Source organism: Paenibacillus sp. TC-CSREp1 (assembly GCF_050171015.1).
GTDB classification, from domain to species: domain Bacteria; phylum Bacillota; class Bacilli; order Paenibacillales; family Paenibacillaceae; genus Paenibacillus; species Paenibacillus silvae.
Genome location: NZ_JBNOKM010000015.1, coordinates 95,774 through 119,742, shown reverse-complemented (window position 1 = coordinate 119,742; position 23,969 = coordinate 95,774). Strand labels below are relative to the sequence as shown.

Below are 23,969 nucleotides of genomic sequence, written 5' to 3'. Positions count from 1 at the left end.
TGTCCTTTTGATTTGTTCTTTAGATGATGTGCCGTTCACCGATGCTCCTTGCGATAACGAAGCGGCGTTGTGCCGGTGACTTGTTTGAATGTTTTGTTAAAATGGGCTGTATGCTCGAAGCCAACCTTCTCGGCAATGAATTGTACACGTTCTTGTGTCGAAAGCAGTCTTCGCTGTGCCTCACGCACACGCACAATCCGCAGGTATTCGCTGAAACGAAACCCCGTAAGACGGCTGAACATTCGGCTCAGATATGAAGGGCTGATATAGAAGCGGGCTGCCGTACCTTCCAGGGTAAGGGGTTCCGTATAGTGTTGGTTTACATAGGTTACAATCTCACTGATCTTGTCCTGCATCGGGTGCAGAGAGCCTGGGTTAGCTTCTCGCATAACCTCTTGCACTCGATGGATCAGAATAAGCAGCTGAGCTAGCAGGCTTCGGACAGCAATCTCGTAGTGAGGCCGCCGTTCCTTGCACTCCTGCAGCATCTTCCACAGAATACGTTCAATTTCAGGCTGATCAGACTCGGGAAGGCGCAGCAGACTGGAGCATTCGAATGGCAGCAGACCGCAGATTCCCAGCTCCATGCCTGTGGCAAAAGCAGGGGAGAATCCGACGAGTATCCGCTCGAAGCCAGGCTTGTTGCCTTTGGAGGTGGTATGTACATCATGCGGGTTGATGAGCACAAGATCGCCTTTGCGTGCAGGCAGAATCTGTCCATTCATGGAGTAGACCCGTTCTCCTTCAAGCAGATAATATAATTCGTAAAAAGGATGGGCATGAGGCTGCGGCATGGCGCTTCCGTCATGTCTTCGCATATGTTCTATGGTAAAAGCGTATTCACCGATTCGATATTTGGGTCCAATCCGATCTTCGATGAGACTCATTATGCAGCTCCTCTCTACTTCAGGGTTCAAGTCGTTTCTCAGGTTGATATCCATATCATAACGGAAAATTCACATTTTTGTAAACGCTATCATTAGAGGCTGCATGAATTTTGTAATACGAAAATGAATCGGGGAGCAGGTGAATCCTAACGGCTTATGTATAAGGGCTGCAGGTGCCAGGAAGCAGGTTGTCAAGGTGACAAATCGGGAATGTTGTTTTAGAGTAAGGAGAACGAGTTCAGACTCCAGATCGGGGGTCCCTCGAAAATGAGTTGGAAGGAAGGAAAGACGTTATGACAACACATGAATTATCACCGCTCGTCGCTGCACTTGATATGCAGCCGCACGTTGAAGGTGGTTGGTATAAGGAAGTTTGGAAGGCATCATATCAAATCCCGCAATCCGTTCTGCCAGATGCATACTCGGGTCCGCGTTTCTCGGCAAGTTCAACGTATTTCCTGCTGCATGCTCATGAAATCTCCGAGTGGCACACGGTGCTGTCGGACGAACTGTGGTTATGGCATAGCGGCAGTCCAATTGAGTTGAAATTGGGCGGCAGCGGCGAAAACCCTGAGAATGAGGAAGTGCTGGTTCTCGGTATGGATATCGCGGCAGGACAATCTCCGCAGGTGCTTGTTCCTGCGGGAGTATGGCAGACCGCACGTCCACTAGGTGATGAACCGGTACTGGTCACTTGTGTCGTTGCACCAGGTTTTCACTTTGATGATTTCAAGCTGGTGTCCAAAGGGTAAGCATATTTCGCACTCTAAAATAAAGATCCCGATTCCAGATGTTCGACATCTGAATCGGGATTTTTAAGCGAGGAGCGATTTATTTACTTTATAGATGCGAAGAACTGTGGGTTGGTGAAGAACTAAGAGAATATTGGTGCTATGATAAGGATTTTAGTAGCGCTGTTGACCCAATAGAAGGGCTAATGTGGGCTAAAACTTTATAACGATGTAAATGAACCATATGGTATTAATGAAGATGAAGGACGAATTTGGGAATACACGCATTTAATAGAGATAAGTTAAATGTGTTCGGATATTCAATTTCATCAAGACAAAATTAGGGACACGAAGACAATTATGTCATCAGGCCCCCTTTTTCGACTGTGAAAATAGCCAGTTGTTTACGATATAGTTAGCACATGACTCTCCAAATTAAATCGAAACAATTGAGTACAAACCATTCTGTAACGAAATGCTCCCAGTCTGCCCCGTTGCAACCTTTACCTCAGTGGCAAAAACACCAGGCATACGCCCGTCTGGGAACCAGGCCTTCTTCTCTTTATCGATGACAATAAACATGCCTTCTGCGTCACCGATCGGGGCAAATTGTTTACCGTCCCCGGCAAAGGGTTCAAGGTGATACTGTCCCTTCATTTGGCTTATGGTATCAGGAACATCATCCACAGGCAGACCAATCTCGCTAATGCATAGCAGCTGCCTGGAATCAAAGGCATCTTCGACTGCATTTTCCAACGAATGGTGAGCGATCAACTCCATCAAATTACCGCTTGGGTCATAAAAATAGCAAGCTGTTGCATCCCAGTAGGGAAAATAGAAATCATCCTTATCGTCCTTGGAAAGCAAAGAGATGTTTCGAGCTTGAATCCACTTCTTGGCTTCAGCGAGTTTATTTGTTGGAATCGTGAAAGCGACATGATAAAAGGGCTTTTCCTGACCAGAAGCCTCCTGTAATCCAAGGATGGAATCTCCTACGCGGAACGATACCGACGATGTACTCTCCTCCAGCAGCGCCAACTCCAATAACGTACCGTAAAACTCCTTCATGGCCTCTATTTGATCTGTCAACAAATTAACCTCTTTTATACGCATTCAAGTCACTCTCCTTCTAAACTTATTCTTGATTAAAATATTCAATGGTTTTCTCAATAAATGCTTTGGCAGATTGGGTCAGGTAACGGTCGGACCGATGAATGATCTCAAAGTGCCGGTAAGGAGCATCGTCCGAGATCCGTATGATGCGTAGTGCCGGTTCATTCATCGCCTTGATCAGTGGATATGGAAGCACGGTTCCGCCAACGTTAGCTTTGACCAGACTAATGATGGAAGTTGCCGAACTTGTCTCCATGATCGTATTCAGGGTAAAACCATATTTCCGGCAATAGCCATCCACCAGCTCTCTGCCTGTGAATCCTTCCGGGAACATCACCGTCTGGATATCATGCAGCTCCTTGATTCCAATCTCCTTTCGGTCGGCCCAAGCGTGGTTCTCGGAAACGACGAGTACGTATTCTTCACTGGACAAAGGAATACGGACAAGACGGTCATCAAGAGGAGAAGTTAGCTCAATTCCGATGTCTACTTCGTTATCCAGCACTTGATTTATTACGTAAATCGAAGAGACAACTTTTAATTTTACTTTGGGAAAACGGGCATGGAAATGAACAAGCAATGGAGTGAGACGGTAGTCCAAATCGGACGGTAGGACTCCAATCACCAGTTTGCCTCGCTGATCATTGCGGAATTCAGCTAACGCATCCTGGGTATTCTGTAAATGCCGAACCATTTGTACACAATGCTCCAGGAACAGCGTTCCCGCCTGGGTCATTACAATTTTTTTGCCTACCCGGTCGAACAGGGGGACACCTAATTCATCCTCCAACGCTCGAATTTGCTGGCTCAAGGTAGGCTGAGAAATGCCAATTTTGTCTGCTGCACGTGTGAAATGGAGTTCCTCACAAACGACGATAAAGTTCTCCATTTGACGTATTTCCATCTGCATCTCCTCAAATCATTGGTTTTTATAATCATTTTAATAAAAATGATCGTATTGTTCAATCATTGGGATGCTTATATACTAATCTTGCACTACAAAAAAATCAACAGTCTAAATCATTTAGTGAGTGCAACGATATCTTGAGGTGATCCATAGTGAAACTGTTATATATCGTCCTGGCACTTATTCTGGCTTCATTGAATTTGCGGCCGCCAATTACATCCCTTTCTCCGTTGATGAGTACCATACAGGGTGATCTTGGCATTAGCGGAAAAACCCCCAGTATGTTAACTACGCTTCCCGTATATGTATGGGCTTATTCGCTCTATTTTCCATAAAATTAAGCAAAAGATGGGGTAATGAGGGCGCAATTGTTTTGGCTTTAATCCTTATTGGGGGAGGTACGGCATTACGGCTGTTCGTGGGTAGGGGGTCGTTAGACTGATGAGAGGGCGAAATAGTTCTATGCTGACAAAAAAATAAAATCTCGAATCAGATGGAGGCACATCATCTTTTGAAGAGTTCTGCTATATTCTGCTATGACAGGGCAGATAACATACAAAAAACACCCGCTCTTACAGAAAGGAAGGCGGGTGTAATTACATCTGAGATGATAAAATCTAACACATCATTATAATTTAGAAATTAAAATTGTCGGGATCGGCACCAAAACGTTTATTCTCGTTCAGGCTGTTGATTTGTTCGATGTCTTCAGCAGTTAACTCGAAGTCATACAGCTCGGTATTGGCCCGAATACGCTCAGGCGTTACCGATTTCGGAATGGTCACGATGCCGTTCTGAAGGTCCCAACGCAGAATGATCTGTGCCGGAGATTTGCCGTGTTTGGCAGCGATGTCCTGAAGCAAAGGGTGCTCCATCAGATGACCTTGTCCCAGTGGAGACCAGGCTTCAATCTGAATTTCGTGTTTGCTGCAGTATTCACGCAGCTCTGTCTGGGTGAGCAGCGGATGAAGCTCGACCTGATTGACAGCAGGTATTACGGTGGCATCCATCAAGAGGTCCTCCAGATGATGAATCTGAAAGTTGCTCACGCCGATGGCGCGTACACGTCCTTCTTTATATAACTTTTCCAGTGCTCTCCAGGTATCTTTATACTTACCTTTGACAGGCCAGTGAATCAGGTAGAGATCAAGATAATCAAGCTCCAGACGTTTCATGCTGTCTTCGAAGGCAGCAAGTGTGCTTTCATACCCCTGGTCACTGTTCCATACCTTGGTTGTAATAAACAGATCCTCACGGGCAACACCGGCTTCACGAATACCTTGCGCGACACCGGCTTCGTTATTGTATACTTTGGCGGTATCAATGCTGCGGTATCCGGCCTCTATCGCTGTTCTTACAGCGTTTACGACCTCGTCGCCATCCTTCACCTTGAATACGCCAAACCCAAGCCAAGGCATTTTGACCCCGTTATTAAGCGTTGTTGTGTCCTGAACGTGTTTCATGATCTGTCATTCCTCCTCTGATTCTTCGGTTCAACATAATGTTATTACCCTGCAATTGGGAAGTTATGCCCTGCAGGCTGGCATACAATCGTATGTATGCCAGCCTGTCCTCCCATATTATACTAAAGTTTACCTGCACTTGAAAAAGCATATTAAGCTCACAGAGAAAAGACTCCTGTTTTATCCTTTTCCGGCAGCCGCAGGTTTGGTTTTAGCGCTTCCGGGTGATAAGATGAAGTATACGAGAAAAAGAATGAAGCATACTCGATATAAAGGCTCTTCATGAACGGGGAGCTGTCCAGTCGAGCGGCAGGAAGCTTTTACATAATCCTAACTGACAAGATGCGGTTATTTCGGTAACTACCCGTGCCGCAAGATGAATGATAAAGGAGCAATATGAATTATGGCTAAACCTAAAAAAACCAAAACAGCAGCAGCCTGGTCTCTCGTTATTATGGGTGCCGGCTTCGCGGCATCCTTGCCATTTCAGGGGGTTCCCGTAGGTAAACTTCTGGTAGGGTCTTTTGAGGCGGGGCTGGTAGGAGGACTTGCGGACTGGTTTGCAGTAACGGCACTATTCCGCCATCCGCTTGGTATTCCCATTCCCCATACGGCACTGCTGCCTAAAAACCGGGATAAGATGACAGAAGGTCTGGTCTCTGCTGTTGAGAATAATCTGCTGAACAAGGACAGCATCACAGAGAAAATTGCTGGCTTCAAAGCAGCTGAGATTGTACTGGACACACTGGGTCGGGAACTGCACAGTGACGGCATCAAAACGATGATCGATACGCTGTGCAAACGCATTTTGGCAGGACTGCCGCTGGAGCAGATTGCTCCGATGGTTGCCAAAGAGATCAAGTCACAGGCCGGGGCGTTTGACCTGGGGCCTATTCTGGAACGGGCCGCAGTACAGGTCACGGAGCGAGGATATGATGCTCGGGCTCTGGATTATGCGCTCAAGCAGGCGGAAGAGTGGCTGGTGCAGCCGGAGACCATTCTGTTCCTCGGTGAAAGCGGCATGAAAGCGATCAGTGGTATCCAGATGAACGGACTCATGCAGTTTGCGATGAACGCGTTTATGGGTTATTTGAATGAAGACCGTCTGGGCAGCATTATTCAAGGATATCTTTTTGACCGGGTAGAGGATATGAAACGGGAAGGCAGTGCGCTGCGCTACAAAGTGCTGAATATGCTGCGTATGCAGGCGATGCGTCTTGCGGCGAGTGAAGCTGTGCAGGATGGCCTTAACGGCTGGAAGAACAATCTGCTGGATGGCTGGAATGCCGAGGAAACCGTGCTGAACAAACTCACTGAGATGCGGGATAAAGCGTTGGTGGCGATGGAGGATGGTCGTTACGTAGATACGTATGCACTGCCTGCGATTGAGAAAGTTCTGGCTGATCTGCGTGCGGATGAAGCGTTAATGACAGGTATGAATGCGAAAATTGTAGAAGGCGTCACCACGCTGCTGGAGAAAAACCATTCCAAAATCGGGAATCTCGTTCGTGAAAATGTAGATAAAATGGACAATGCTTCGCTCATCTCGCTAATTGAAGACAAGGTGGGGCAGGATCTGCAGTGGATTCGGATCAACGGCGCAGTGACCGGATTTATTATCGGGGTTGTGCTGACCGCGCTGCGAATGGTGCTGGAATGACAGGAAAGGCCGAGCCGATCTGGCTGGCAGATGAAAAGAGCTGCTTGTTTGTAGAGCAGGCTCTTTTTAGAACATTCGAGCTTCAGTGGAGCATAGCAAACAAAGAAGGCTTTCTTTTGACACCGAACGGTGTTCGAAAGAAAGTTTTTTGCTTTTCATATGGAAAAAGTTAGGGTTTTGCTGGTACAACAGTCTTAGAACCGGGTAATATACACCCAAATATAGGCATGAATCATCTAGGAGAAAAGTTTCAGGAAAACGCTCCTGTGAGCGGATGTGTCTTATGTTGATTTTGTACTATGATGCATGTAACAGGTGGAGGGGGCGCTCTTTACTTACACAGGTTTGAGCCAAAAGGGGGAATTGCTATTCCGCGCACGAAATGGATGAGAAGTTTATTCGCACTGATGATGGTGTTCACTATATTGCTGGGAGGGTGTCAGAAGATGACCGAAAGTGAGAAACAGGCGTTGTACCAGGAGGCTGAGAAGGTTGTGGTGCAGCACTTTAAAGAAAAGTTTGAACTGGATGTGGTCGTTACAAGCAAGGAACTGCTGCCAGAGATGGCGATGTCGCAGATCGGACTTAAAGGGCATGTGAAGGATCATGAGGATCAGAACTTTGGCATATCGTACGACTATAAGAAAAAAATTACCAAAAATCTTGTAATCAGTCCTGAGCTGGAAGAAGTCATTAAAGCTAAAGGTCATGATCCATACGCCAAATAAAAGGGGAGGTGCAGTGATTGAGTAACGGCAGGAACATCGATGATGAAACGTACAAAACTTTATCGGAGTTAGCCTATCAGGATCAAAAGGCAGGTGACCGCCTGACCGAGCTTCCCGGGTGGCAAGTGCTGGAGGGCACAGAGAGCAATAAATTTTCCGGCTTCGATGCCGTGACGTTCTATAATCCGGAGACAAAGGAGGCTGTCATTGCCTACCGAGGAACCGAGGGGAGTGCCTCTTTGGACCGCTCGGTGCCTGACTTTGTGATGGATGCACGCATCGGGGGCGGAGAGTTGATCCGTAAGGGACAGCAGGAGACAGCACGAGTTGTAGACAACCTGACACCGGAATGGCTTGATAAAAGTGTCCAGAATGTCAAAGATTTCACAGGTGTTTCCAAAGTGGAGAGCTGGGCAGGCGACCGGGTAAGAGATGTACAGAACTGGACGGGCGATCGAGTGAAGGATATTGAAAAAAACGTGTCTCCTACGGGCTGGGCTAACCAGATGTATCAATCCGAGGATTATGCGAACCGGATGAAAGACAAGTACAGCGACTTGAATTTCTCCCTGACAGGACACTCTCTTGGTGGTGGGGATGCACAGTATGCCTCTGCTTATACCGGCCTTCCTGCGGTTACATTCAGTGCACCTTCAATTATGGGCAATCTGACGCCCGAAATGCGTCGCAGGGTCGAAGCGGGCGAACTCGATGGTCAAGTTGTGAATTATGCGAGTCCGGGCGATCTGGTCGCTAGCGGAACGTTGGGCGGATATGATCGTCATGTAGGTTCTACGTACTATATTGATTCAAATTATGCAGATGCCAACAATGGCGTAAGTTTGATTGATAAAATCAAGAATACCTTTGGCGGGGAAAACTACCACAGCCTCGATCAGTATGACTTCAAGAATGGTTATATCTCCAACGAGTTGTATGATCCGGTTACGGGTGAACGAGTACGTTATTCACCAAGGCTTATGGAGAATCTCGGACCGCTCAGCAAAGCGGTGGGTCCGATGGGACTAAGAGGCGGTGCGGGCAGAGGTATGGCAGCTGCGCTGGGGTCTGGTCTAATCCAGGTTACGCCGGAAGAACTGAAAAGTGTGGCTTCCCGCTGGAAACAAAATGCCCAGCAATGCAATGCCGAGCTGAATCAGGTGCGGACACGTATGGCTCAATATTTACATTCAAGTCGTAGCCGCAGGCTGGAGCCTATTGTGACTCAGTTAGACGCATCCATCCAGGAGCTGAGCACGTGGCATATGAAGCATACAAGCCAGTTCCTGAACTTTATTGAGGAAAAGGCGGAGGCTTTCCGGCAGGCTGATGAGAGCCCTGTACATTTTAACTAATGTTAAAAGGCCGGCTGGAGAGATGAGCATTCAAGGTAAGAACGTGCACTGAGGGGGAGGGAACCACGGATGAGCGGACAATTGCTGGTGGAACTGAATGATCTGCGGATTGCGGAGAAAGAGCTGTCACAGCTGCTGGTTCGCATGCAAGCGGATGAGCAGGAGGCAAGAGCGCTGTACAGCCGTCTGAACGATTGGAAAGGACAATCTGCCGATCATACGAGGCAGCAGATTGAAGAGTTTTTCGCAGGCCTGGCCAAGCGTATTCAAGCCATTGAAATGCAGAAGCGGAGCTTGAATCAGTACATTGAAGTGATGATTCAAACGGATCAGCAGCGTTAAAAACCAGCGTGTACTGCCATATTGCGGGTGGCATGCATCGCATCATCATTCATGTAAAAAGGAGTCTTGCACCAAAGGGATGTTCCCTTATGGCGCAGACTCCTTTTTACATGAGAGTTAGCTGTTTATTCAATAATGAAGCTGCGTATTCAATTGTGAATTAACGCTTTTTGCGACGTGTTGCGAGTGCGATGCCCAGGAAGGACATGATCAGAGCCAGAATGGAAACGATCAGCGTTGCTTGCTGTAGCTTCAGCGTTCCCGTATCCGTATCCGTGTTGTTAGGTTGACCTGTTACCGTATCGGAGAGCGCATCTCCGAGAGTAGTGTCATCATTTGCTTTCTTGTCATCCGTTGCTGTGTCAGCAGCTTTGTCATCTGTTGCGGTTCCCGCTGTACCTGCACTGTCATGTCCGTCACTTGCAGCGGCATTACCGGTAACTGCAGGGTCTTCACTAATTGTGGTGATGCTGTGCGGATTGTTGTCGCCAGGCTTTCCTGTCCATTCTACAATGCTTCCGTCGCTGTAATATTGAAACGCATCCCAGGCCACTTCTGCTTCATTCTTCGGGTTTTGTGCAACAAAGTTGAACTGCTGGAATTGTCCAGCCAGAATGCCCTGGTTATCTCCGTCAACCTCCCATGTAATGGAGGTCACTTCGTTCGATTCGTTCTTTTCGGTCGAAATTTTCCAGCCCGTTAGCGGCTGATATTGCTTGAACGTAACCTCTTTCGGGACTTTCAGTGTAATTTTGGTGGTTGGCAGTTCTTTCTCGGATGGCACCTTAATGGTGTACATCTGCCATGCGCTTGTCTGTGCATTGGATGGATTTACGGTGACGTGAGCGCTCGCAAAGCTGGCAAACAGCAGAAATGCTGCTGTACCTGCTGCTACAGTTGATGTTAGTTTGGATACCCATGATGTTTTCTTCAAAGATATAACCCCTCTCAATTGTTGTAAAAAAAATATGCTGTTCTGCTTAAACATTGAAGGCAGAACTTATGGCTTCGCTGCTTTGATGCTGAACTCGGCATCGAGCGCATCGAGCGATCGTGTCAACGCATGCACTTTAATGCTCCAGTTACCTGGCATGGAGATGTAGTCATCTGCCTTGTAGATGCCGGTATCATTTTTAGGAATGGTGATCTCGTAGATGCCCATATCCATATCAAGATGTGTCAGGGACAATGTGACCTGTTCAAGGTCCTTGACTACACTGCCGTCTGCTCTCTTGATGCTGACTTCAAACTGGTTCTCTCCCGTCACGTTTGGGCTGATCTGAAGTGTAATTACCGAGCCATCTTCTGTTGTCTCTGTTCCTTGATAAGGTCCGGCTGACGCTGGCTGGCCTGGAGAGAGATGTGTCAGGATTGCAGCCAGTGCAAGTATAATGGCACCTGCAGCAAGTTCGACCTTGAGGCTGCGGAATAAACGTGATCCCGTGGCTGCTCTTGCCCGTTTGGTATGATACCATGCAAATACAAGCATCACCACAAGCAGCGCGATTTTGCCAATCAGTACGAGACCATAGGCAGTCGTAAAGAGAGAGGTTAGCACTGGTGCAGGCAGGATGACCAGACTGCCATAGATGCCGGTAGCGACCAGAACGGCGACGGCACCCATTCCCCAAGCCATAAATCTGCGCAGAGTAACCCAGTAAATCTCGCCACGTACTTTGGCAGGAAGCCGATTTGTAAGCAGCGGCAAGCATACAGCCATGGCGGTGAGAGCCCCGATCCAGAATGCAGCGGCCACCAGATGTACGAAGTTCATAGTCACTGCAAGCACACGCTGCTCCGCAGCTGCAGGATGTCCTGTCATGGCGTGTGTGAGCAGCCAGCCCAGTACAAGCAGCAGTGTTCCGTATGAGGACCAGATGCGCACACGGATGGTTCGGTCCAGATCGTAGCCGGATAAAAGCGTTACGGCGATCAGCAGGGCGATCAGCATCTGCAGCATCCAGATCTGCCCGAAGGATGTGAGCTTCAGTGCGCTGCCCATCAGAGCCCAGCTGAATTGATTCAGATCGACACCAGACTCGTACAGCGTGTTCAGTGGAAGGCTTACCAGTGCGGCGAAGGATGCAGCACTATAGCTGATCCACAGCAGCTTGTAACTGCCTGGCACATCCATCGGTTCTCGCTGCAGCGATGCGGGGGCAATTCGCAGCAGTAGAAAGGCCAGAATGCCCAGCATAACGGATAGTCCAAGATATTGAATCCAGTCCGTAAACGAAACGATCCATTTCAGGGGTCCGCCAGTTGCACCCGAACCGGATGCAAGGTCCTTCAGACCCGCAGGTGAACCGGATGGTTCGCCGATATGGAACACATACACTCCAGAGATCGGGTGGCCATCGGCAGATACCGCTTTCCAGCTGACAGTGTAGGTGCCATCGCCTAGCCCGGAGCGTAGACCGGTTTCCAGAATATGCGGGCGCTGCGGGTCGATCTGTACATTGCCGTCGTCCGCCTGATTACCGTCCGGGCTGGTAATTTTAATATTATAAAAGGCGGTCTGCAGTGATTCATTAAACTCCAGCGTCAAGCGCTGGGGTGCGGTGACGAGCAGTTCATTTTCTTCCGGCGACGCCTTTACCACGTAAGCATGAGCAGAGGCCCATTGCGGCATCACAAGGCAGAGCACCAGCAACAGGCTGGTGAGCAGTACCCAATGACGCTTGTTCCATCGCAGGGTCAAGCTCTTAGTATTCAAAAAAATCATCACCCTCAGGTTATAGATTTACAGATTATTCCCATGATTGTTCATTCGCGCACAATCTATACCATTATAACTTTGTCCAAAATGAAGGCGTATGACTACATTGGGCTATAAAAAATCATGGTTTTCCGCATAATTGTGACAAATGCATGAAATGACATGTGTGCTGCTGCTTGCGCTATTACATAGCGCACAGCATAACCTGCTGAACGCATGTTATCATCCATTGTTCGTGTGTTCATATTTCGTTGTTCGTGTCATTCAGGCGTCCGGACGATTCGGAGCTATCTTACTTACGTGGCTTGCGTCCGGCAAGCCCGCTCTCCAGCGCATAACGGGTAAGCTGGACCCGGTTCTCGAGCTGTAGCTTTTGCAGAATGTTCTTCAAATGGTTTTTCACGGTCTGATCGGAGATGCCTAACTGCTCGGCAATTTCGCGATTGGTATACCCGGCTGATACCCACTGTAAAATCTCCAACTCACGCGCGGTTAACGGGCTTTCCTGTACTTCCTCATGACGAGGGGGCGGAAACTCCTGCAAAATGCGATATGCCAGCTCCTTGCTGAGCGGAGCATCGTCACTGACAATCGCCCGCAGGTATTCCAGCCAGGTGGAGGGAGACAGATTTTTGCGCAGATAACCTTGAGCGCCTTGCTTCAATGCTTCAAAGAGATAAGTGACATCATCCGATACGGTCACCATCACAATGATAACGTACGGGAAACGAAGCTTGATTTGTCTGGTTGCCTCCAGTCCATCCATATCAGGCATCTGCACATCCATAAGGATAAGATCCGGCATCCATTGCTCTGTCAGCTCCAGTGCCTCTTGTCCGTTCCTCGCGGTGCCAATGACCTCAAACAGGCTATCCTCGGATAAAATGCTGCAGATCGCTTCACGTGCATGCGCGTGATCGTCCACGACAAGTACACGAACCAGTGCCATATTATGTGCGCCCCTTTCCAATGATCATTCGCGTATCACCGGGCCTGGATTCCAGCCGGAATATCCAGCCCATCTGCTCGGCTCGCTCCTTCGTAATTCGCAGGCCGTAGCGGTCCTTGAGCAGCATCGGGTCTCCCTGAAGACCAATGCCATTGTCTTGTATGTGAACAAACCAGTCAGAGAGGCTGCCTTCTGCGTGAACTAGCACTTTGGTAGCCTTGGCATGCTTGCGAACGTTCAGAAGTGCTTCCCGAATACAGGCGAGCAGCTCTACTTGTTCCTTGGCGGAGAGAGAAATCTCAGTCCAATGCCATTGCACGTCTGCTTCAGGAACAGTATCGCTGACGATGGATTCAACCTGTGCTTGCAGGGCAATTGCGTCAGGATCAGCGATGGGGGAAGGTACATAACGTAACTGAGCAATAGCCTGTCTTACATATGTATTGACTTCGTGTACCGTTTTCTGAATCTCGCGGATTTCCTGCTCGTGACTTGTGCCGCTAAGGCTCCGTCCTGCCTTGTCGGCTTTGACAGAGAGCAGGAACAAGGATTGTGAGATGCCATCATGCAGTTCGCGCGCCAACTGATCACGGGCTGCAAGAGCAGTCTTGGATGCTCTTTCCTGCTCCAGAGCGGCCCTTGCACTTTCCAGCATGCGGAACAAACGGCTCAGCAGCGTCACACTAACCAGGTAAACGATGACAGGTGTCAGCCAGTTCCCGGCATCCATCGACAGATAAGGCATCAGAAACTGGTGGCGAATGTACTCCCATAATCCCACAGTGATCGTGGGGATCAGCAGGATCATCCATTTAATCTGTTTGTAGGACATATATACATAACTCCTTTTAAGGGCTGGATACATCATACTGCAGCTGGCTGTAACTTTTCCATACAGGACGTCAAGTTATTCATGGAATGAGGGTAATGGGATCATTATAACGCAACCTTGTCCAAGACCCTAGTCCAGGCCATTGTCAGGAAAGCGGGCAGGATCACGGAGCATATAGAAGCATATCTAAGAATGACACAGGGTGAAATGTTGTCACGCTAGGTGAGGCTACATGTGCTCTTCTCAGGAGGGCTCTGCCCGTTTTCGCTATGAAGGAAGCTCCTCTATACTTATATAGAACGAGAAATCATTACAAAACATGTTAAGGAGTGACGCAACAACATGAGTCAAGAAGTATTGGAACGCCGCAGTGAATTGCTCAAGAAAAACATTCACCAGATGCTTATTCAAGACAATCAGCACGGGATCAGTCGCCAGGACAACATGTTTTTGCAGCAGATGATCAAAGAGCTGCATCAGACCTCACATGAACTCAATACGATGAGCAGCGAAGAAACATCACAGGACTGAATCCAGCATGCATTCAGTGCATCTGATATGAGATTAACTTCACGATGAAAATGAAAATGGCGCTATCCCTGTATGCATGGGATAGCGCTTTGACGTTTCGGAGCCGGGTGTCTACGGTGATCGCTGATGAGCGGTACGTTTCTCGATATAACCGATAAACAATTCCGCAAGCTCCGGGTCAAATTGTGTGCCAGAGCAGGCACGAAGCTCCTCAATGGCTTCTTCTATATTTTTCGTCTCCTGATATGGACGCTCGGTTGTCATGGCATCAAAGGAATCAATGACGGTCAGCATCCGGCACAGCTTCGGAATCTCTTGCCCTTTCAGGCCATAAGGATATCCTTGACCATCGTAGCGCTCATGATGCAGTTCGATATACGGAATCAGATCGGCGAAGCGATCGTTCGTCATCACCATTTTTTTGCCCCAGGTCACATGGCCTTTAATCGTATCCCATTCTTCTGAGGTCAGCTTTTCCTTTTTGTTCAGAATTGACCACGGAATCTCCAGCTTCCCGATATCATGAATCAAGGCCCCGAGCACAAAACGCCGCTTCTCTGCATTGTCCAGCTTGAGCACCTCGCTAATATCCAGCGCGTACTTGTAGACCCTCTTGGAATGTTTGAACGTATCCATGTCTTTATATTGAAACAGGTTAAGCTGCTGCTCGATGTCACGGACGTCCTGAACCAGATCGATCTCGTGCTCCATGCCGTCATTGCTTCCATGGCGATGCACGTTGTTTTTGCCCTGCTTTTTGGCATAGTAGAGCGCTTTGTCGGCTTGATCCACCAATTGAGACTTGTTATACATATCCACTTGATATGCGGCAACTCCCCCGGAGAAGGAGAGACAGCCATGTGGCAGCACCTCGACTCCTTCAAATGGCGTATCATTCAGCTGCTTGCGCAGCTTATTCATGAATCGGTAGGACTCATCGAGATCCATGCCTGGCATCAGGAGGGTGAACTCCTCGCCTCCATAGCGAAAAGCGGTAACGGGAGTACCCGCTGTTTTGCGAAGCAGAAAATCTCCGAGCAAGGCCAGCAGGCTGTCACCCTGAAGGTGACCAAACTGATCGTTGTATTTTTTGAAATCATCAATATCCAGCAGTCCGAGACAAAGCGGTGTTCCCTGTGTGCGTGCTGTATTCAGCTCGATCTCCAGCATGTTTTCGAAATAACTATGATTAAACAGACCTGTTCGCTGATCCGAATTTGCCTTTTCTTCAATGGACTGGTACATGATGAACAGCTGTTTGAAGGCGTGGGATAACAGAATGCCGAGACTCAAGTATAAAAGCAGACCGAGCATGCCGTTATGCACGACCAGAATGGTAAGCACCAGCGCCAGAATAAGCGTACACAGATACACCAGAAGGGATTCGGTCACAAATACCCGTTTCATCTGCTGCAATGCATCCTTGGTTGAAAAAAGAAAGAACAATCCCAGTGTGATGGTATTAATCATAAAATAAGCTGCCAGGGCCGCAAAATAAGGGAGCAGGTTATACCCGTCAATAGCTCCGGTTTGTCCGCCTGTCCACTCAAACACGGCGGAAGCTCCCGTAATCATGAGACTGTAAATACTGAAGTTGACAACATGCTTCCACCATGCGAGCTTGCGGTCCTTGATTAACAGTATGATGGAGATTGGCAGCAGCACCGAGAGACTGAAGGCCCCGCCGAACATAAATATACAGGCAAGATACACTGAGGAATCCATGGATTGCTGATTGCCCTTCGGGGGAATCTGGAATGTAAAATAGTCGAGGATGAGCGCAGCTCCCAGCATAGTATAGACCATGACCCATTCGGCTGTAGTCAGGTGGAAATAGGACCACTGGTTCGTATAGATAAAAACGCCAATCCCGGTACAGCTGAGCAAAAAAACATACATTTTGCTTCGATCTGTTTTGCGGATAAGGTTACGAATAAAGTTCATAAAAAAATCTCCTGCTTGGGTTTAGTCATCTCGTGATGTTAGGTATAAATGAACGCTGCAGCACAACGTCTCGTATACGTATGAGTGACTCGTTGCATTTATATTGATTATTGTTGTACAGGTTTATACTATACGTTGTTTAACATAACAAGATCGCTCCCGAAAATCCAGCAAGAAAAAACAGGCCGCTCGCAGCCTGTTTGTCTGGTTGGCAGTAGAACCTAGCCGCCAAGCTTGTATCCCGAAGTTAATGCCACAACGACAGAAGCTACGATAATGGCGTTGATCACAATGCGGGAATATTTAATACCCTCAAATTTCTTCATGGAAAGACCTCCCTTCCTTGGAGTCTGTCTGGTCAGTCTGATGCTCATTGAGGTTGGTATGTTTCTGATGTTTCTGTCTTTGCGGATGGCACCGCTTTCGTGCCCCGATCCACCATCATGTATTGGATGAACAGGAATATACCCACATTCATCACAACATCACCGATGCTGATGACCTGTGTTCGTGGATACGGATTGGACAGCGGAATGATATCACCGAGAAATGCCAGGTGAGTCGAGGCGTCCATCATGTAATGTTTGGATACAGCTCCACCTTCCCGAAGCAGATCGACATAATAGGGACCAAGCACTGCGGAAGCTTCCACAGATACAGGCATTCGGCCTCCATTGACAGCCATCACGAGGAAATTGAGAAACACCCCGATCCAGATTAGCGTAAACCCCCGATGATGTCGGTTAAGCCACAGAAAAACAAGACCGGTGACATATACAGCAGCAAACAGATAACCATTAATCGATGCGACCCAGCTCCATCGTTCCTGAAGATAGAAAATGCCAAATTGAAAGAGCAGCAGCAGAGGGAAGATCCAGCCGCTGCGCAGCCGGAGTGTAGCAAACTGGTGGAGTCCATATCGGACACCTCCTCTGAACAGACCAACAATCAAGCCGATCAGAATACCGTCATATACCATGATTAACTCCTGTTCTTGCGGAGATGCGCAACGATGATTGCGTGTTTGTGTACCTAAGAAATTCGACCTGTTTTTGGCAATTCCTGCATTGATCATCTGATTTTGAGAAAGAATTTTGTAAAACCATATACAAAAACCGTGCTCCCGAAAACATAGGTCGAAACCTGAATGCAATTCGGTAAGCACGGTTCTTGTTTTTTGCTATAAACAGAGCAGTTCAGACATAAAAATATGAAAGCTGGTTATTCAGAGCCACCATTCAAATAATTGAAGAAAGGCTGATCCACCCAGAAGTTATATGAGGTGATCTTTGCTTCAGGGGCCAGCTTGCGGAAGCCGTCCTGAATCGCTTTGGCATTTTCTTTCAGTGAGAAGGATTGAGCATAATAATGTCCAAGCGTAATTTTGTTATTGGTAATCACCGGGAAGTTCGCCAGTGCCGTTGGTGAATAATACAGCGGCTGCCACCAGGAGTTGATAATCAGCGGCGAGGTGCTGTTGCTGTTCTTTTTGGCGTAGTTCAGTACGATGTCGTTAAAACGGGCTTTGTCTGCTGTGTTATTGAACTCGAACTGAATATCATATTCCTTCGCGTAGGCAATGTAGTTGCCATTTTCGATCTGCGTAACTTTGTAGTCCGGTGTTTCTTTGGGCTCGCCCCATTCTTTCAAATAAATGAAGGCAGAGGTTTTCGGTTGGAACTGCACATCCGCGTCAATGCCTTCACTGCGAAGCAGTCCGATCAGCTGCACGGCATGGTTGATGCTGTCATGACCATATGTCAACGTCAGCTCATCAATAAAATTGGAGTCGAAGCGGCTGTCTTTGAGGTTGTACCCTGTAACCAGATCCTCGCGGAGCGCCTGATCCACAATCTTTCTCAGCTCGGGAGCTTCAATCAGATCTGCTGTGCGATATGCAGCATACAACTTGGAGTAGATATCTGCATCATTGGAGCGTCCAATTTCATTTTTATATTTACCTTGGCTTATCAGCACACGTCCAAGCAGAATGTTCGCTGCATCCTTGCTTGCAGCGCCGCCCTTAACAAGAGCGGGATACAAGCTCTCCGGAACCAGTCCTGTATCAATTGCTGCAGCTAGTTCCTGCCCGGCTTGTCCTTGCAAACGGTTAGGCTTGATGCCAGCCTTTGCAAGTGCTTTGGCTGTTTTGTCAGCAGGATAAGTATATGCGAGTTCTTTAAATCCCGCTGCTTTTACGGCAAGGAACACTGCTGTGTAAATGCTCAGTTGATCCTGGGCATGCACCTCGGTTCCGGTCAAAACTCCGTTATGGAACAGGGCAACAGCTGCATCGTAGGCTGCATCACCCGATTTAAGATCGCTAAAGGCAGGTGCCTGTGCGGCCTCCTTATCTGAAGTGTCGGCTGTGCTGCTTGCTTCTGTAATGGCAGCAATCGCTTGAATAAAGTCACCTTTGGTCGTTTGCTTTGGCAACTGAATGCCATATTTGGCTTGCAGGAATTGAGCAAAATCTGCTGCGCTTTCGGTGTAGACAGCGGCTGGTTTGGCTGCTGGTGTTTGTACAGTCAGGGTAGCCTTAGGTGCAGCCGGAACCGGAGTTGCTGTGGCAGCAGAAGCAGGCAGACTAAAGCTGAGGCTGCCGAGTGTTACCGGAGCTGCCAGCAGGGCTGCCAGCGTAATTTGCGTGAACTTTTTCAAATGAAAGGCCTCCTTAAAAATGAGTTGAATAGAATAGAGGAATATGCCATAATTCTGACAAATCCTATCAGAAATATAATAATTGGATTGACTTTAGCACGGAGTCGCGCCAGATGTCAACGAAAAAAAAGCCATTCACGGCAAGGCTTCCAGAGGCTGGAAACCCACATTTTACGACGATGTTCCATATGAGTGTAAACGCTGAAAGTTGTATTGACAAGGATCGACATTATCCGCTAGGATATAAAAAAAGAATGTTGAAAAGGGGAATTTTCGAAAATGAAAAGAGGTTTATCGTTCGTCTTATCAATTGTAATGCTTGCTATTTTGCTGGCTGCTTGTGGGAATTCGGCTTCTAAAGACGAACAATCCGCTCAATCCGCTCAAGGCGGAGATTCTGAAAAATCCCTGCGCATGGCACTTGTACTTCCTGAAAAAATCGGGGTCAACCCTTTCTTTGTACAAATGGATGAAGGCTTCAAAAAAGCAGGCAAGGAGTTCAATGTCGATACCAAAACGATTGAATCCACTGACCCTGCTGCATTCGAGCAAAATCTTCGCGCAGCTGTTGCCGAGAACTATGATCTGATCATTACGGCAACATTCCAGGCAGAAGATGCACTGAAAAAGGTTGCTGCCGAGAATCCGAACAAGTCGTTTGCGATTGTAGATACAACGGTTGATCTGCCTAACGTTCGCAGCGTTGGTTTCCGTGAGTATGAAGGCGCGTATCTGTTGGGTGCTGCAGCTGGACTTTCTACCAAAACAGATAAAGTGGGCATGATTGCCGCAATGGACGTGCCATTGATCAAAAAATATACAGAAGGTTTCAGAGCGGGTCTGGAATCGGTTAATCCAAAAGCAGAATTCCTGGTGAACTATGTGGGTGGATTCAATGACCCGGCCAAAGCTAAAGAGCTGGCGCTGGTGCAATTCGGTAAAGGGGCTGACTTCATTGCGGGTGCATCTGCTGTAGGCGACCTCGGCGTGTTCGAGGCTGCCAAAGAAAAAGGCTTCTACACTTCGGGTCAAGATACAGATCGTACAGTGGAGGATCCGGAGCATATCGTGCTTTCCCAGTTGAAATCAACCGATACGGTTGCTTATGAGACGGTGAAGGACTTTGCAGAAGGTAAATTCAAAGCAGGTGCAGTGAACTACGGCCTGAAAGAAGACGGTGTAGGCCTGACATACGTTACACGTGACAGTCAGTCTCCGCTGAATGCTTTTGTTGGACAAGAGGTTATCGACAAAGTAAAAGCGATCAAAGATGACATCGTATCCGGTAAAATTGTAGTGAAAGATCCACTGCAACAGTAGTTTATAATTGTCCCTTCATGGGTGAAAAAGAAGTTTATAGCCGGCTGCCCAACCAGGCAGCCGGTTTTGCTACTGTTTACAGTGACCATATATGTTGAACTTAACGTTTACACGATAACGGAGAGGACAGAAAAAACCTAAAGAAGCGAAGCGTTCGCCTGAAAGCTTTCTGCAAGAAAGCTGCATCGGAAGCATACGCTTAACCCCGGATTTTCTCCTATATAAATGGAGTTCTAAAAAATCCGGGGATAACAGCGATCGAAAGGTTGTTCTGTCATCGGAGTGCCCAGTGTAACCATTTCACGTTGAACTGATATCAACCGAGAGGAGCGAACGCAAGATATGCTGTTGGAGATGGAGCAGATTACGAAGAAATATGGCAGCTTCACGGCGAACCGGGAGATCCACTTTAATCTGCGCGAGGGAGAGATTCATGCGCTTGTCGGGGAGAACGGAGCGGGCAAAACAACCTTGATGCGTATGCTGTACGGGATGGAGCAGCCCACATCAGGCACGATCAAGGTTCGTGGACGCGAGGTTAGCTTTGCAACACCATCGCAGGCGATGGCCAGCGGGATCGGAATGGTGCATCAGCATTTCATGCTGTTTCCATCCTTTACGGTAGCCGAGAATATTGTAATTGGGCGAGAGCCCGCGGCAGCAGGGGTATTTGATCGGAAAAAAGCTGCTGCTCAGGTTGACGAATTAGGCAGACAATATGGCATGCCAGTTGATCCATGGAAAAAAGTAGCTGAATGCCCGCTGGGTATGCAGCAGCGCGTGGAGATTCTCAAGGTGCTGCATCAGGGTGCAGACATCATTATACTGGACGAGCCTTCTGCAGTGCTTACACCGCTGGAAGTGAAAGAGCTGCTGGCCAATATGAAGTCTTTGGCGAAGCTGGGCAAAACCTTTGTGCTCATTACACACAAGCTGCAAGAGGTTATGGATGTGGCAGACCGGATTACCGTGCTGCGGGATGGTCAAGTTACTGGTACATTGCAGGCTCAGGATACCAATGTGGAGGAACTGTCCCGTCTGATGGTAGGACGTGAACTGGTACGTATGGACAAGCAGCCGTCTGTTCCGGGTGAAGCTGTGCTTCAGGTGGAGGGTGTTCAGCTGTCAGGGGCAAAGGATCGGTCAGCACTCAAGGATGTTCATATGCATGTTCGAAAAGGTGAAGTAGTTGGGATTGCTGGTATCTCGGGCAATGGCCAATCTGAATTGATTCAGGTGATTGCAGGGCTTCGTAAGCCGGATAGCGGGCGTGTGCTCTTATCGGGACAAGATACGACAAATTGGCCGGTTCGCAAAATTCGGGAGCAGGGACTTGCCCATATTCCTGAGGACAGATACATGTGGGGAGCAGCAAAGGATGCCAGCGTGAAGGAGAACGGACTGATGGGTCACCATCACCGTCTGCAGAGACGGGGCATCATCAAGGCCAAAGCGGCCAAACTTCTGGTGGAGAGCTGGATTAAACAGTTCAGCATCAAGACAGGCTCTGCGGAGACGAAGGCGCAATTTCTGTCGGGCGGTAATTTACAGAAGCTGATTGCAGCACGTGAATTCGCTCAGGATACCCCGTTTTTAATTGCAGCTGAACCGACACGCGGAGTGGATATCGGCGCGATGGAAACGATTCATGCCGAATTGCTGCGCAAACGTAATGAAGGGGCGGGTATTCTGCTCATTTCATCCGAGTTGTCCGAAATTTTGCAATTGTCGGATCGCATTATTGTGATGTACGAGGGTGAGATTGCCGGAGAACTCGCGGCAGCGGAAGCGACAGAAGAACAGATCAGCTTGCTGATGGCAGGAGGGAAAGAGCGGGTATGAATCGGGTAAAAGAAACACTTCGCGGACTTGTACAGCCGCTGCTTGCCGTACTCATTGGCTTGCTCGCCGGGGCGATTGCTATTCTGGTCGTGGGCGGCAACGTTATAGATACGTATGCAGAGATGTGGAAGGGAGCCTTCGGCAACTTCTACTTCTTCACGAATACACTGGCTCGTGCAACGCCGATTATTCTGGCCGGTCTTGGTGTAGCGCTGGCATTCCGTGCCGGATTTTTCAATATGGGTGCGGAAGGTCAGATGATTCTGGGCGGACTCAGTGCGGCACTCACGGCACTTTATCTGCCAGGGCCGGGCTGGTTCGTCTGTATTGCTGCCATCCTGGCGGGAATTATCGCTGGCGGTGTGTGGTCTCTTTTTGCAGGCTGGCTGGATGCTCGCTTCGGGATGAATCTGTTAATTACGACATTGCTGCTTAACTATATCGCAACTTATTTTGGCGGGTACATGGTTTCGTATCCATTTAAAGACCGGACAGGCTCGGCAGCGATGGCACAGACACCGATGATCGATCAGAGCATCTGGCTGCCGAAGCTGTTTCAGGGCATGGGACTGCATGCCGGTTTTATTATCGCGGTTGCAGCAGCGATTCTGATCTACTGGTTTACACACAAAACAGTGACCGGTTATGAGATTCGTATGCTGGGCAGCAATCCGTCCTTTGCGGCATATGGCGGTGTGCGCCGTATTCGCATGATGATGCTGTCGATGGTCATCAGCGGTGGTCTCGCGGGTCTGGCAGGAGCCGGAGAAGTGCTCGGTACACAGTACCGTTTTCTGGACGGCTCGTTATCCTCGGCCAGCTATGCATGGAGCGGGATTATGGCTACGCTGCTCGCTCGGTCTCACCCACTCGGCACGGCTCTTGCCGCGATTCTGCTGGCAGCACTGCAGACTGGTGCGATGGGTATGGAGCGGAACACGGATGTACCGCTGGAGGTTGGTAGCGTCATTCAGGCTGTCTTGACGTTATTTGTATCAGCACAGATCGGTTATTCCTTCCTGAAGCGGAGAAAGGAGAAAAAGTCCAATGCAACAACTGTTTGATGCAGCCATGTTTGGCTCAACCTTGCGCATCATGACGCCGATTCTGCTGGCAGCGCTTGGCGGGGCTTTATGCTCGCGTGTCGGTCTGTTCAACGTGGGTCTGGAGGGACTTGTGCTGATTGGTGCGTTCTCTGCTATTGTTGGTAACTATCTGTTTGGCAACGTACTGCTGGCAGTACTGTTCTCCATTGTCATTGTGATGTTGTTCTCGGCGCTCTTCGCGTTTATAAGTATTAACTTGAAGGCCAACGCCATTGTGGTCGGTATATCGCTGAACTTCCTGGCGGCGGGACTCACGACGTTTGCCCTGCGGGCGATCTTTGATGTAAAAGGTGCATACTACGACAAGAATATGGTGGGACTGCCGAAATGGGACATTCCGCTGATCAAGGATATTCCTTGGGTGGGTACGGTGTTCTCAGGTCACAGCCCGCTCGTTTATCTCGGCATCATTATTGTCATTGCGCTGCAGTTCTATCTGTTTAAAAGTGTATCTGGCTTCCGCCTGCGTTCCGTGGGTGAGAATCCGATCGCAGCACAGAGCATCGGCATCAAGGTGCGTGGCATTCAATATGGCGCGGTTCTGATGTGCGGTGTGCTGTGTGCACTCGCCGGAGCACAGTTGTCACTCGGTCAGGTAACGATGTTTACGGAAGGCATGACTGCAGGCCGCGGCTTTATCGCTCTGGTTGCTACGATGCTGGGACAAGCCAATCCGCTCGGCGTGATGGGGTCCAGTGTGCTGTTCGGATTCATGGAAGCACTTAGTATTCGTCTGCAGGGTTTCTCCCTGCCAACTCATTTCACGATGATGCTGCCGTATATTGTAACCTTGGTTGCAATGTTCTTTTTCAAAGACCGGACGTATGCGCAGGATGCATTGAAAGCTGGCGGAAGCTCGCGTTAACAAGGAGGAATCAC

21 protein-coding genes are annotated in these 23,969 nt (G+C 48.6%); 10 read left to right on the top strand and 11 right to left on the bottom strand.

What is annotated here, in order from left to right:
- Nucleotides 1–35 precede the first annotated feature (35 nt).
- Nucleotides 36–887, bottom strand: coding sequence for a helix-turn-helix transcriptional regulator (locus tag ACQSGY_RS22415; RefSeq protein WP_216518449.1), 852 nt, complete (start codon nucleotides 885–887; stop codon nucleotides 36–38).
- Nucleotides 888–1,180: 293 nt separating this feature from the next.
- Here ACQSGY_RS22415 and ACQSGY_RS22410 point away from each other — a divergent pair, with 293 nt between their 5' ends.
- Nucleotides 1,181–1,639 (top strand): cupin domain-containing protein, encoded by a 459-nt coding sequence (locus ACQSGY_RS22410; protein ID WP_111269332.1) that lies wholly within the window; start codon nucleotides 1,181–1,183, stop codon nucleotides 1,637–1,639.
- Nucleotides 1,640–2,053: 414 nt separating this feature from the next.
- On the opposite strand, the gene ACQSGY_RS22405 is transcribed toward ACQSGY_RS22410, so the two are convergent.
- From ACQSGY_RS22405 to ACQSGY_RS22395, 3 genes are all read right to left on the bottom strand, one after another.
- A complete protein-coding gene (locus ACQSGY_RS22405) occupies nucleotides 2,054–2,731 on the bottom strand; it encodes a VOC family protein (protein ID WP_427180831.1) in 678 nt (225 codons plus the stop codon).
- 22 nt (nucleotides 2,732–2,753) lie between these two features.
- Nucleotides 2,754–3,635, bottom strand: coding sequence for a LysR family transcriptional regulator (locus ACQSGY_RS22400; RefSeq protein ID WP_289376028.1), 882 nt, complete (start codon nucleotides 3,633–3,635; stop codon nucleotides 2,754–2,756).
- Nucleotides 3,636–4,273: 638 nt separating this feature from the next.
- The gene (locus ACQSGY_RS22395) at nucleotides 4,274–5,101 is read right to left on the bottom strand and encodes an aldo/keto reductase (protein ID WP_427180829.1); all 828 of its coding nucleotides are present in this window, start codon (nucleotides 5,099–5,101) and stop codon (nucleotides 4,274–4,276) included.
- Nucleotides 5,102–5,504: 403 nt separating this feature from the next.
- Between ACQSGY_RS22395 and ACQSGY_RS22390 the strand changes: the two genes are divergently transcribed.
- The 4 genes from ACQSGY_RS22390 (at nucleotide 5,505) to ACQSGY_RS22375 (ending at nucleotide 9,186) form a co-directional block, all read left to right on the top strand.
- A complete protein-coding gene (locus tag ACQSGY_RS22390) occupies nucleotides 5,505–6,761 on the top strand; it encodes a DUF445 domain-containing protein (RefSeq protein WP_427180827.1) in 1,257 nt (418 codons plus the stop codon).
- A gap of 446 nt (nucleotides 6,762–7,207) precedes the next feature.
- Complete coding sequence (locus ACQSGY_RS22385; protein ID WP_111269330.1) at nucleotides 7,208–7,489, top strand: hypothetical protein; 282 nt, start codon at nucleotides 7,208–7,210, stop codon at nucleotides 7,487–7,489.
- A gap of 17 nt (nucleotides 7,490–7,506) precedes the next feature.
- Complete coding sequence (locus tag ACQSGY_RS22380; protein ID WP_427180825.1) at nucleotides 7,507–8,844, top strand: lipase family protein; 1,338 nt, start codon at nucleotides 7,507–7,509, stop codon at nucleotides 8,842–8,844.
- A 69-nt stretch (nucleotides 8,845–8,913) separates the two neighbouring features.
- The gene (locus ACQSGY_RS22375) at nucleotides 8,914–9,186 is read left to right on the top strand and encodes a hypothetical protein (protein ID WP_111269329.1); all 273 of its coding nucleotides are present in this window, start codon (nucleotides 8,914–8,916) and stop codon (nucleotides 9,184–9,186) included.
- A 160-nt stretch (nucleotides 9,187–9,346) separates the two neighbouring features.
- Here the strand turns inward: ACQSGY_RS22375 and ACQSGY_RS22370 are convergent, their stop codons facing one another.
- The 4 genes from ACQSGY_RS22370 to ACQSGY_RS22355 form a co-directional block, all read right to left on the bottom strand.
- On the bottom strand, nucleotides 9,347–10,120 hold the full coding sequence (locus tag ACQSGY_RS22370) for a YcnI family protein (RefSeq protein ID WP_427180823.1): 774 nt from the start codon (nucleotides 10,118–10,120) through the stop codon (nucleotides 9,347–9,349).
- Between the two features lie 66 nt (nucleotides 10,121–10,186).
- Nucleotides 10,187–11,902, bottom strand: a complete 1,716-nt coding sequence (locus ACQSGY_RS22365; RefSeq protein WP_427180821.1) for a copper resistance protein CopC — start codon at nucleotides 11,900–11,902, stop codon at nucleotides 10,187–10,189.
- 295 nt (nucleotides 11,903–12,197) lie between these two features.
- The gene (locus ACQSGY_RS22360) at nucleotides 12,198–12,854 is read right to left on the bottom strand and encodes a response regulator (protein ID WP_427180820.1); all 657 of its coding nucleotides are present in this window, start codon (nucleotides 12,852–12,854) and stop codon (nucleotides 12,198–12,200) included.
- 1 nt (nucleotide 12,855) lies between these two features.
- Nucleotides 12,856–13,686, bottom strand: coding sequence for a sensor histidine kinase (locus tag ACQSGY_RS22355; RefSeq protein ID WP_427180818.1), 831 nt, complete (start codon nucleotides 13,684–13,686; stop codon nucleotides 12,856–12,858).
- A 342-nt stretch (nucleotides 13,687–14,028) separates the two neighbouring features.
- On the opposite strand from ACQSGY_RS22355, the gene ACQSGY_RS22350 reads away from it, so the two are divergent.
- Complete coding sequence (locus ACQSGY_RS22350; RefSeq protein WP_111269325.1) at nucleotides 14,029–14,217, top strand: hypothetical protein; 189 nt, start codon at nucleotides 14,029–14,031, stop codon at nucleotides 14,215–14,217.
- A 111-nt stretch (nucleotides 14,218–14,328) separates the two neighbouring features.
- On the opposite strand, the gene ACQSGY_RS22345 is transcribed toward ACQSGY_RS22350, so the two are convergent.
- The 3 genes from ACQSGY_RS22345 to ACQSGY_RS22335 form a co-directional block, all read right to left on the bottom strand.
- On the bottom strand, nucleotides 14,329–16,161 hold the full coding sequence (locus tag ACQSGY_RS22345; RefSeq protein ID WP_427180816.1) for a bifunctional diguanylate cyclase/phosphohydrolase: 1,833 nt from the start codon (nucleotides 16,159–16,161) through the stop codon (nucleotides 14,329–14,331).
- 370 nt (nucleotides 16,162–16,531) lie between these two features.
- Nucleotides 16,532–17,140 (bottom strand): DUF5317 domain-containing protein, encoded by a 609-nt coding sequence (locus ACQSGY_RS22340; RefSeq protein WP_427180814.1) that lies wholly within the window; start codon nucleotides 17,138–17,140, stop codon nucleotides 16,532–16,534.
- A 242-nt stretch (nucleotides 17,141–17,382) separates the two neighbouring features.
- Nucleotides 17,383–18,822, bottom strand: a complete 1,440-nt coding sequence (locus ACQSGY_RS22335) for a hypothetical protein (protein WP_427180812.1) — start codon at nucleotides 18,820–18,822, stop codon at nucleotides 17,383–17,385.
- 279 nt (nucleotides 18,823–19,101) lie between these two features.
- Between ACQSGY_RS22335 and ACQSGY_RS22330 the strand changes: the two genes are divergently transcribed.
- The 4 genes from ACQSGY_RS22330 (at nucleotide 19,102) to ACQSGY_RS22315 (ending at nucleotide 23,955) form a co-directional block, all read left to right on the top strand.
- Nucleotides 19,102–20,142: a BMP family lipoprotein gene (locus tag ACQSGY_RS22330; protein ID WP_427180811.1), complete on the top strand. Its 1,041-nt coding sequence runs from the start codon at nucleotides 19,102–19,104 to the stop codon at nucleotides 20,140–20,142.
- Nucleotides 20,143–20,484: 342 nt separating this feature from the next.
- Nucleotides 20,485–21,984 (top strand): ABC transporter ATP-binding protein, encoded by a 1,500-nt coding sequence (locus ACQSGY_RS22325; protein WP_427180809.1) that lies wholly within the window; start codon nucleotides 20,485–20,487, stop codon nucleotides 21,982–21,984.
- A complete protein-coding gene (locus ACQSGY_RS22320) occupies nucleotides 21,981–23,048 on the top strand; it encodes an ABC transporter permease (protein ID WP_111269319.1) in 1,068 nt (355 codons plus the stop codon). Before ACQSGY_RS22325 ends, ACQSGY_RS22320 begins: the two co-directional genes overlap by 4 nt.
- On the top strand, nucleotides 23,032–23,955 hold the full coding sequence (locus ACQSGY_RS22315) for an ABC transporter permease (RefSeq protein WP_145405604.1): 924 nt from the start codon (nucleotides 23,032–23,034) through the stop codon (nucleotides 23,953–23,955). The genes ACQSGY_RS22320 and ACQSGY_RS22315 overlap by 17 nt, the downstream gene beginning before the upstream one ends.
- The last annotated feature ends 14 nt before the right edge of the window (nucleotides 23,956–23,969 follow it).

What these genes read in the sequence shown, in the direction of transcription:
- ACQSGY_RS22415 (WP_216518449.1), bottom strand. Translation starts at nt 887, where the DNA reads ATGAGTCTCATCGAAGATCGGATTGGACCCAAATATCGAATCGGTGAA.
- ACQSGY_RS22410 (WP_111269332.1), top strand. Translation starts at nt 1,181, where the DNA reads ATGACAACACATGAATTATCACCGCTCGTCGCTGCACTTGATATGCAG.
- ACQSGY_RS22405 (WP_427180831.1), bottom strand. Translation starts at nt 2,731, where the DNA reads ATGCGTATAAAAGAGGTTAATTTGTTGACAGATCAAATAGAGGCCATG.
- ACQSGY_RS22400 (WP_289376028.1), bottom strand. Translation starts at nt 3,635, where the DNA reads ATGGAAATACGTCAAATGGAGAACTTTATCGTCGTTTGTGAGGAACTC.
- ACQSGY_RS22395 (WP_427180829.1), bottom strand. Translation starts at nt 5,101, where the DNA reads ATGAAACACGTTCAGGACACAACAACGCTTAATAACGGGGTCAAAATG.
- ACQSGY_RS22390 (WP_427180827.1), top strand. Translation starts at nt 5,505, where the DNA reads ATGGCTAAACCTAAAAAAACCAAAACAGCAGCAGCCTGGTCTCTCGTT.
- ACQSGY_RS22385 (WP_111269330.1), top strand. Translation starts at nt 7,208, where the DNA reads ATGACCGAAAGTGAGAAACAGGCGTTGTACCAGGAGGCTGAGAAGGTT.
- ACQSGY_RS22375 (WP_111269329.1), top strand. Translation starts at nt 8,914, where the DNA reads ATGAGCGGACAATTGCTGGTGGAACTGAATGATCTGCGGATTGCGGAG.
- ACQSGY_RS22360 (WP_427180820.1), bottom strand. Translation starts at nt 12,854, where the DNA reads ATGGCACTGGTTCGTGTACTTGTCGTGGACGATCACGCGCATGCACGT.
- ACQSGY_RS22355 (WP_427180818.1), bottom strand. Translation starts at nt 13,686, where the DNA reads ATGTCCTACAAACAGATTAAATGGATGATCCTGCTGATCCCCACGATC.
- ACQSGY_RS22350 (WP_111269325.1), top strand. Translation starts at nt 14,029, where the DNA reads ATGAGTCAAGAAGTATTGGAACGCCGCAGTGAATTGCTCAAGAAAAAC.
- ACQSGY_RS22345 (WP_427180816.1), bottom strand. Translation starts at nt 16,161, where the DNA reads ATGAACTTTATTCGTAACCTTATCCGCAAAACAGATCGAAGCAAAATG.
- ACQSGY_RS22340 (WP_427180814.1), bottom strand. Translation starts at nt 17,140, where the DNA reads ATGGTATATGACGGTATTCTGATCGGCTTGATTGTTGGTCTGTTCAGA.
- ACQSGY_RS22330 (WP_427180811.1), top strand. Translation starts at nt 19,102, where the DNA reads ATGAAAAGAGGTTTATCGTTCGTCTTATCAATTGTAATGCTTGCTATT.
- ACQSGY_RS22325 (WP_427180809.1), top strand. Translation starts at nt 20,485, where the DNA reads ATGCTGTTGGAGATGGAGCAGATTACGAAGAAATATGGCAGCTTCACG.
- ACQSGY_RS22320 (WP_111269319.1), top strand. Translation starts at nt 21,981, where the DNA reads ATGAATCGGGTAAAAGAAACACTTCGCGGACTTGTACAGCCGCTGCTT.
- ACQSGY_RS22315 (WP_145405604.1), top strand. Translation starts at nt 23,032, where the DNA reads ATGCAACAACTGTTTGATGCAGCCATGTTTGGCTCAACCTTGCGCATC.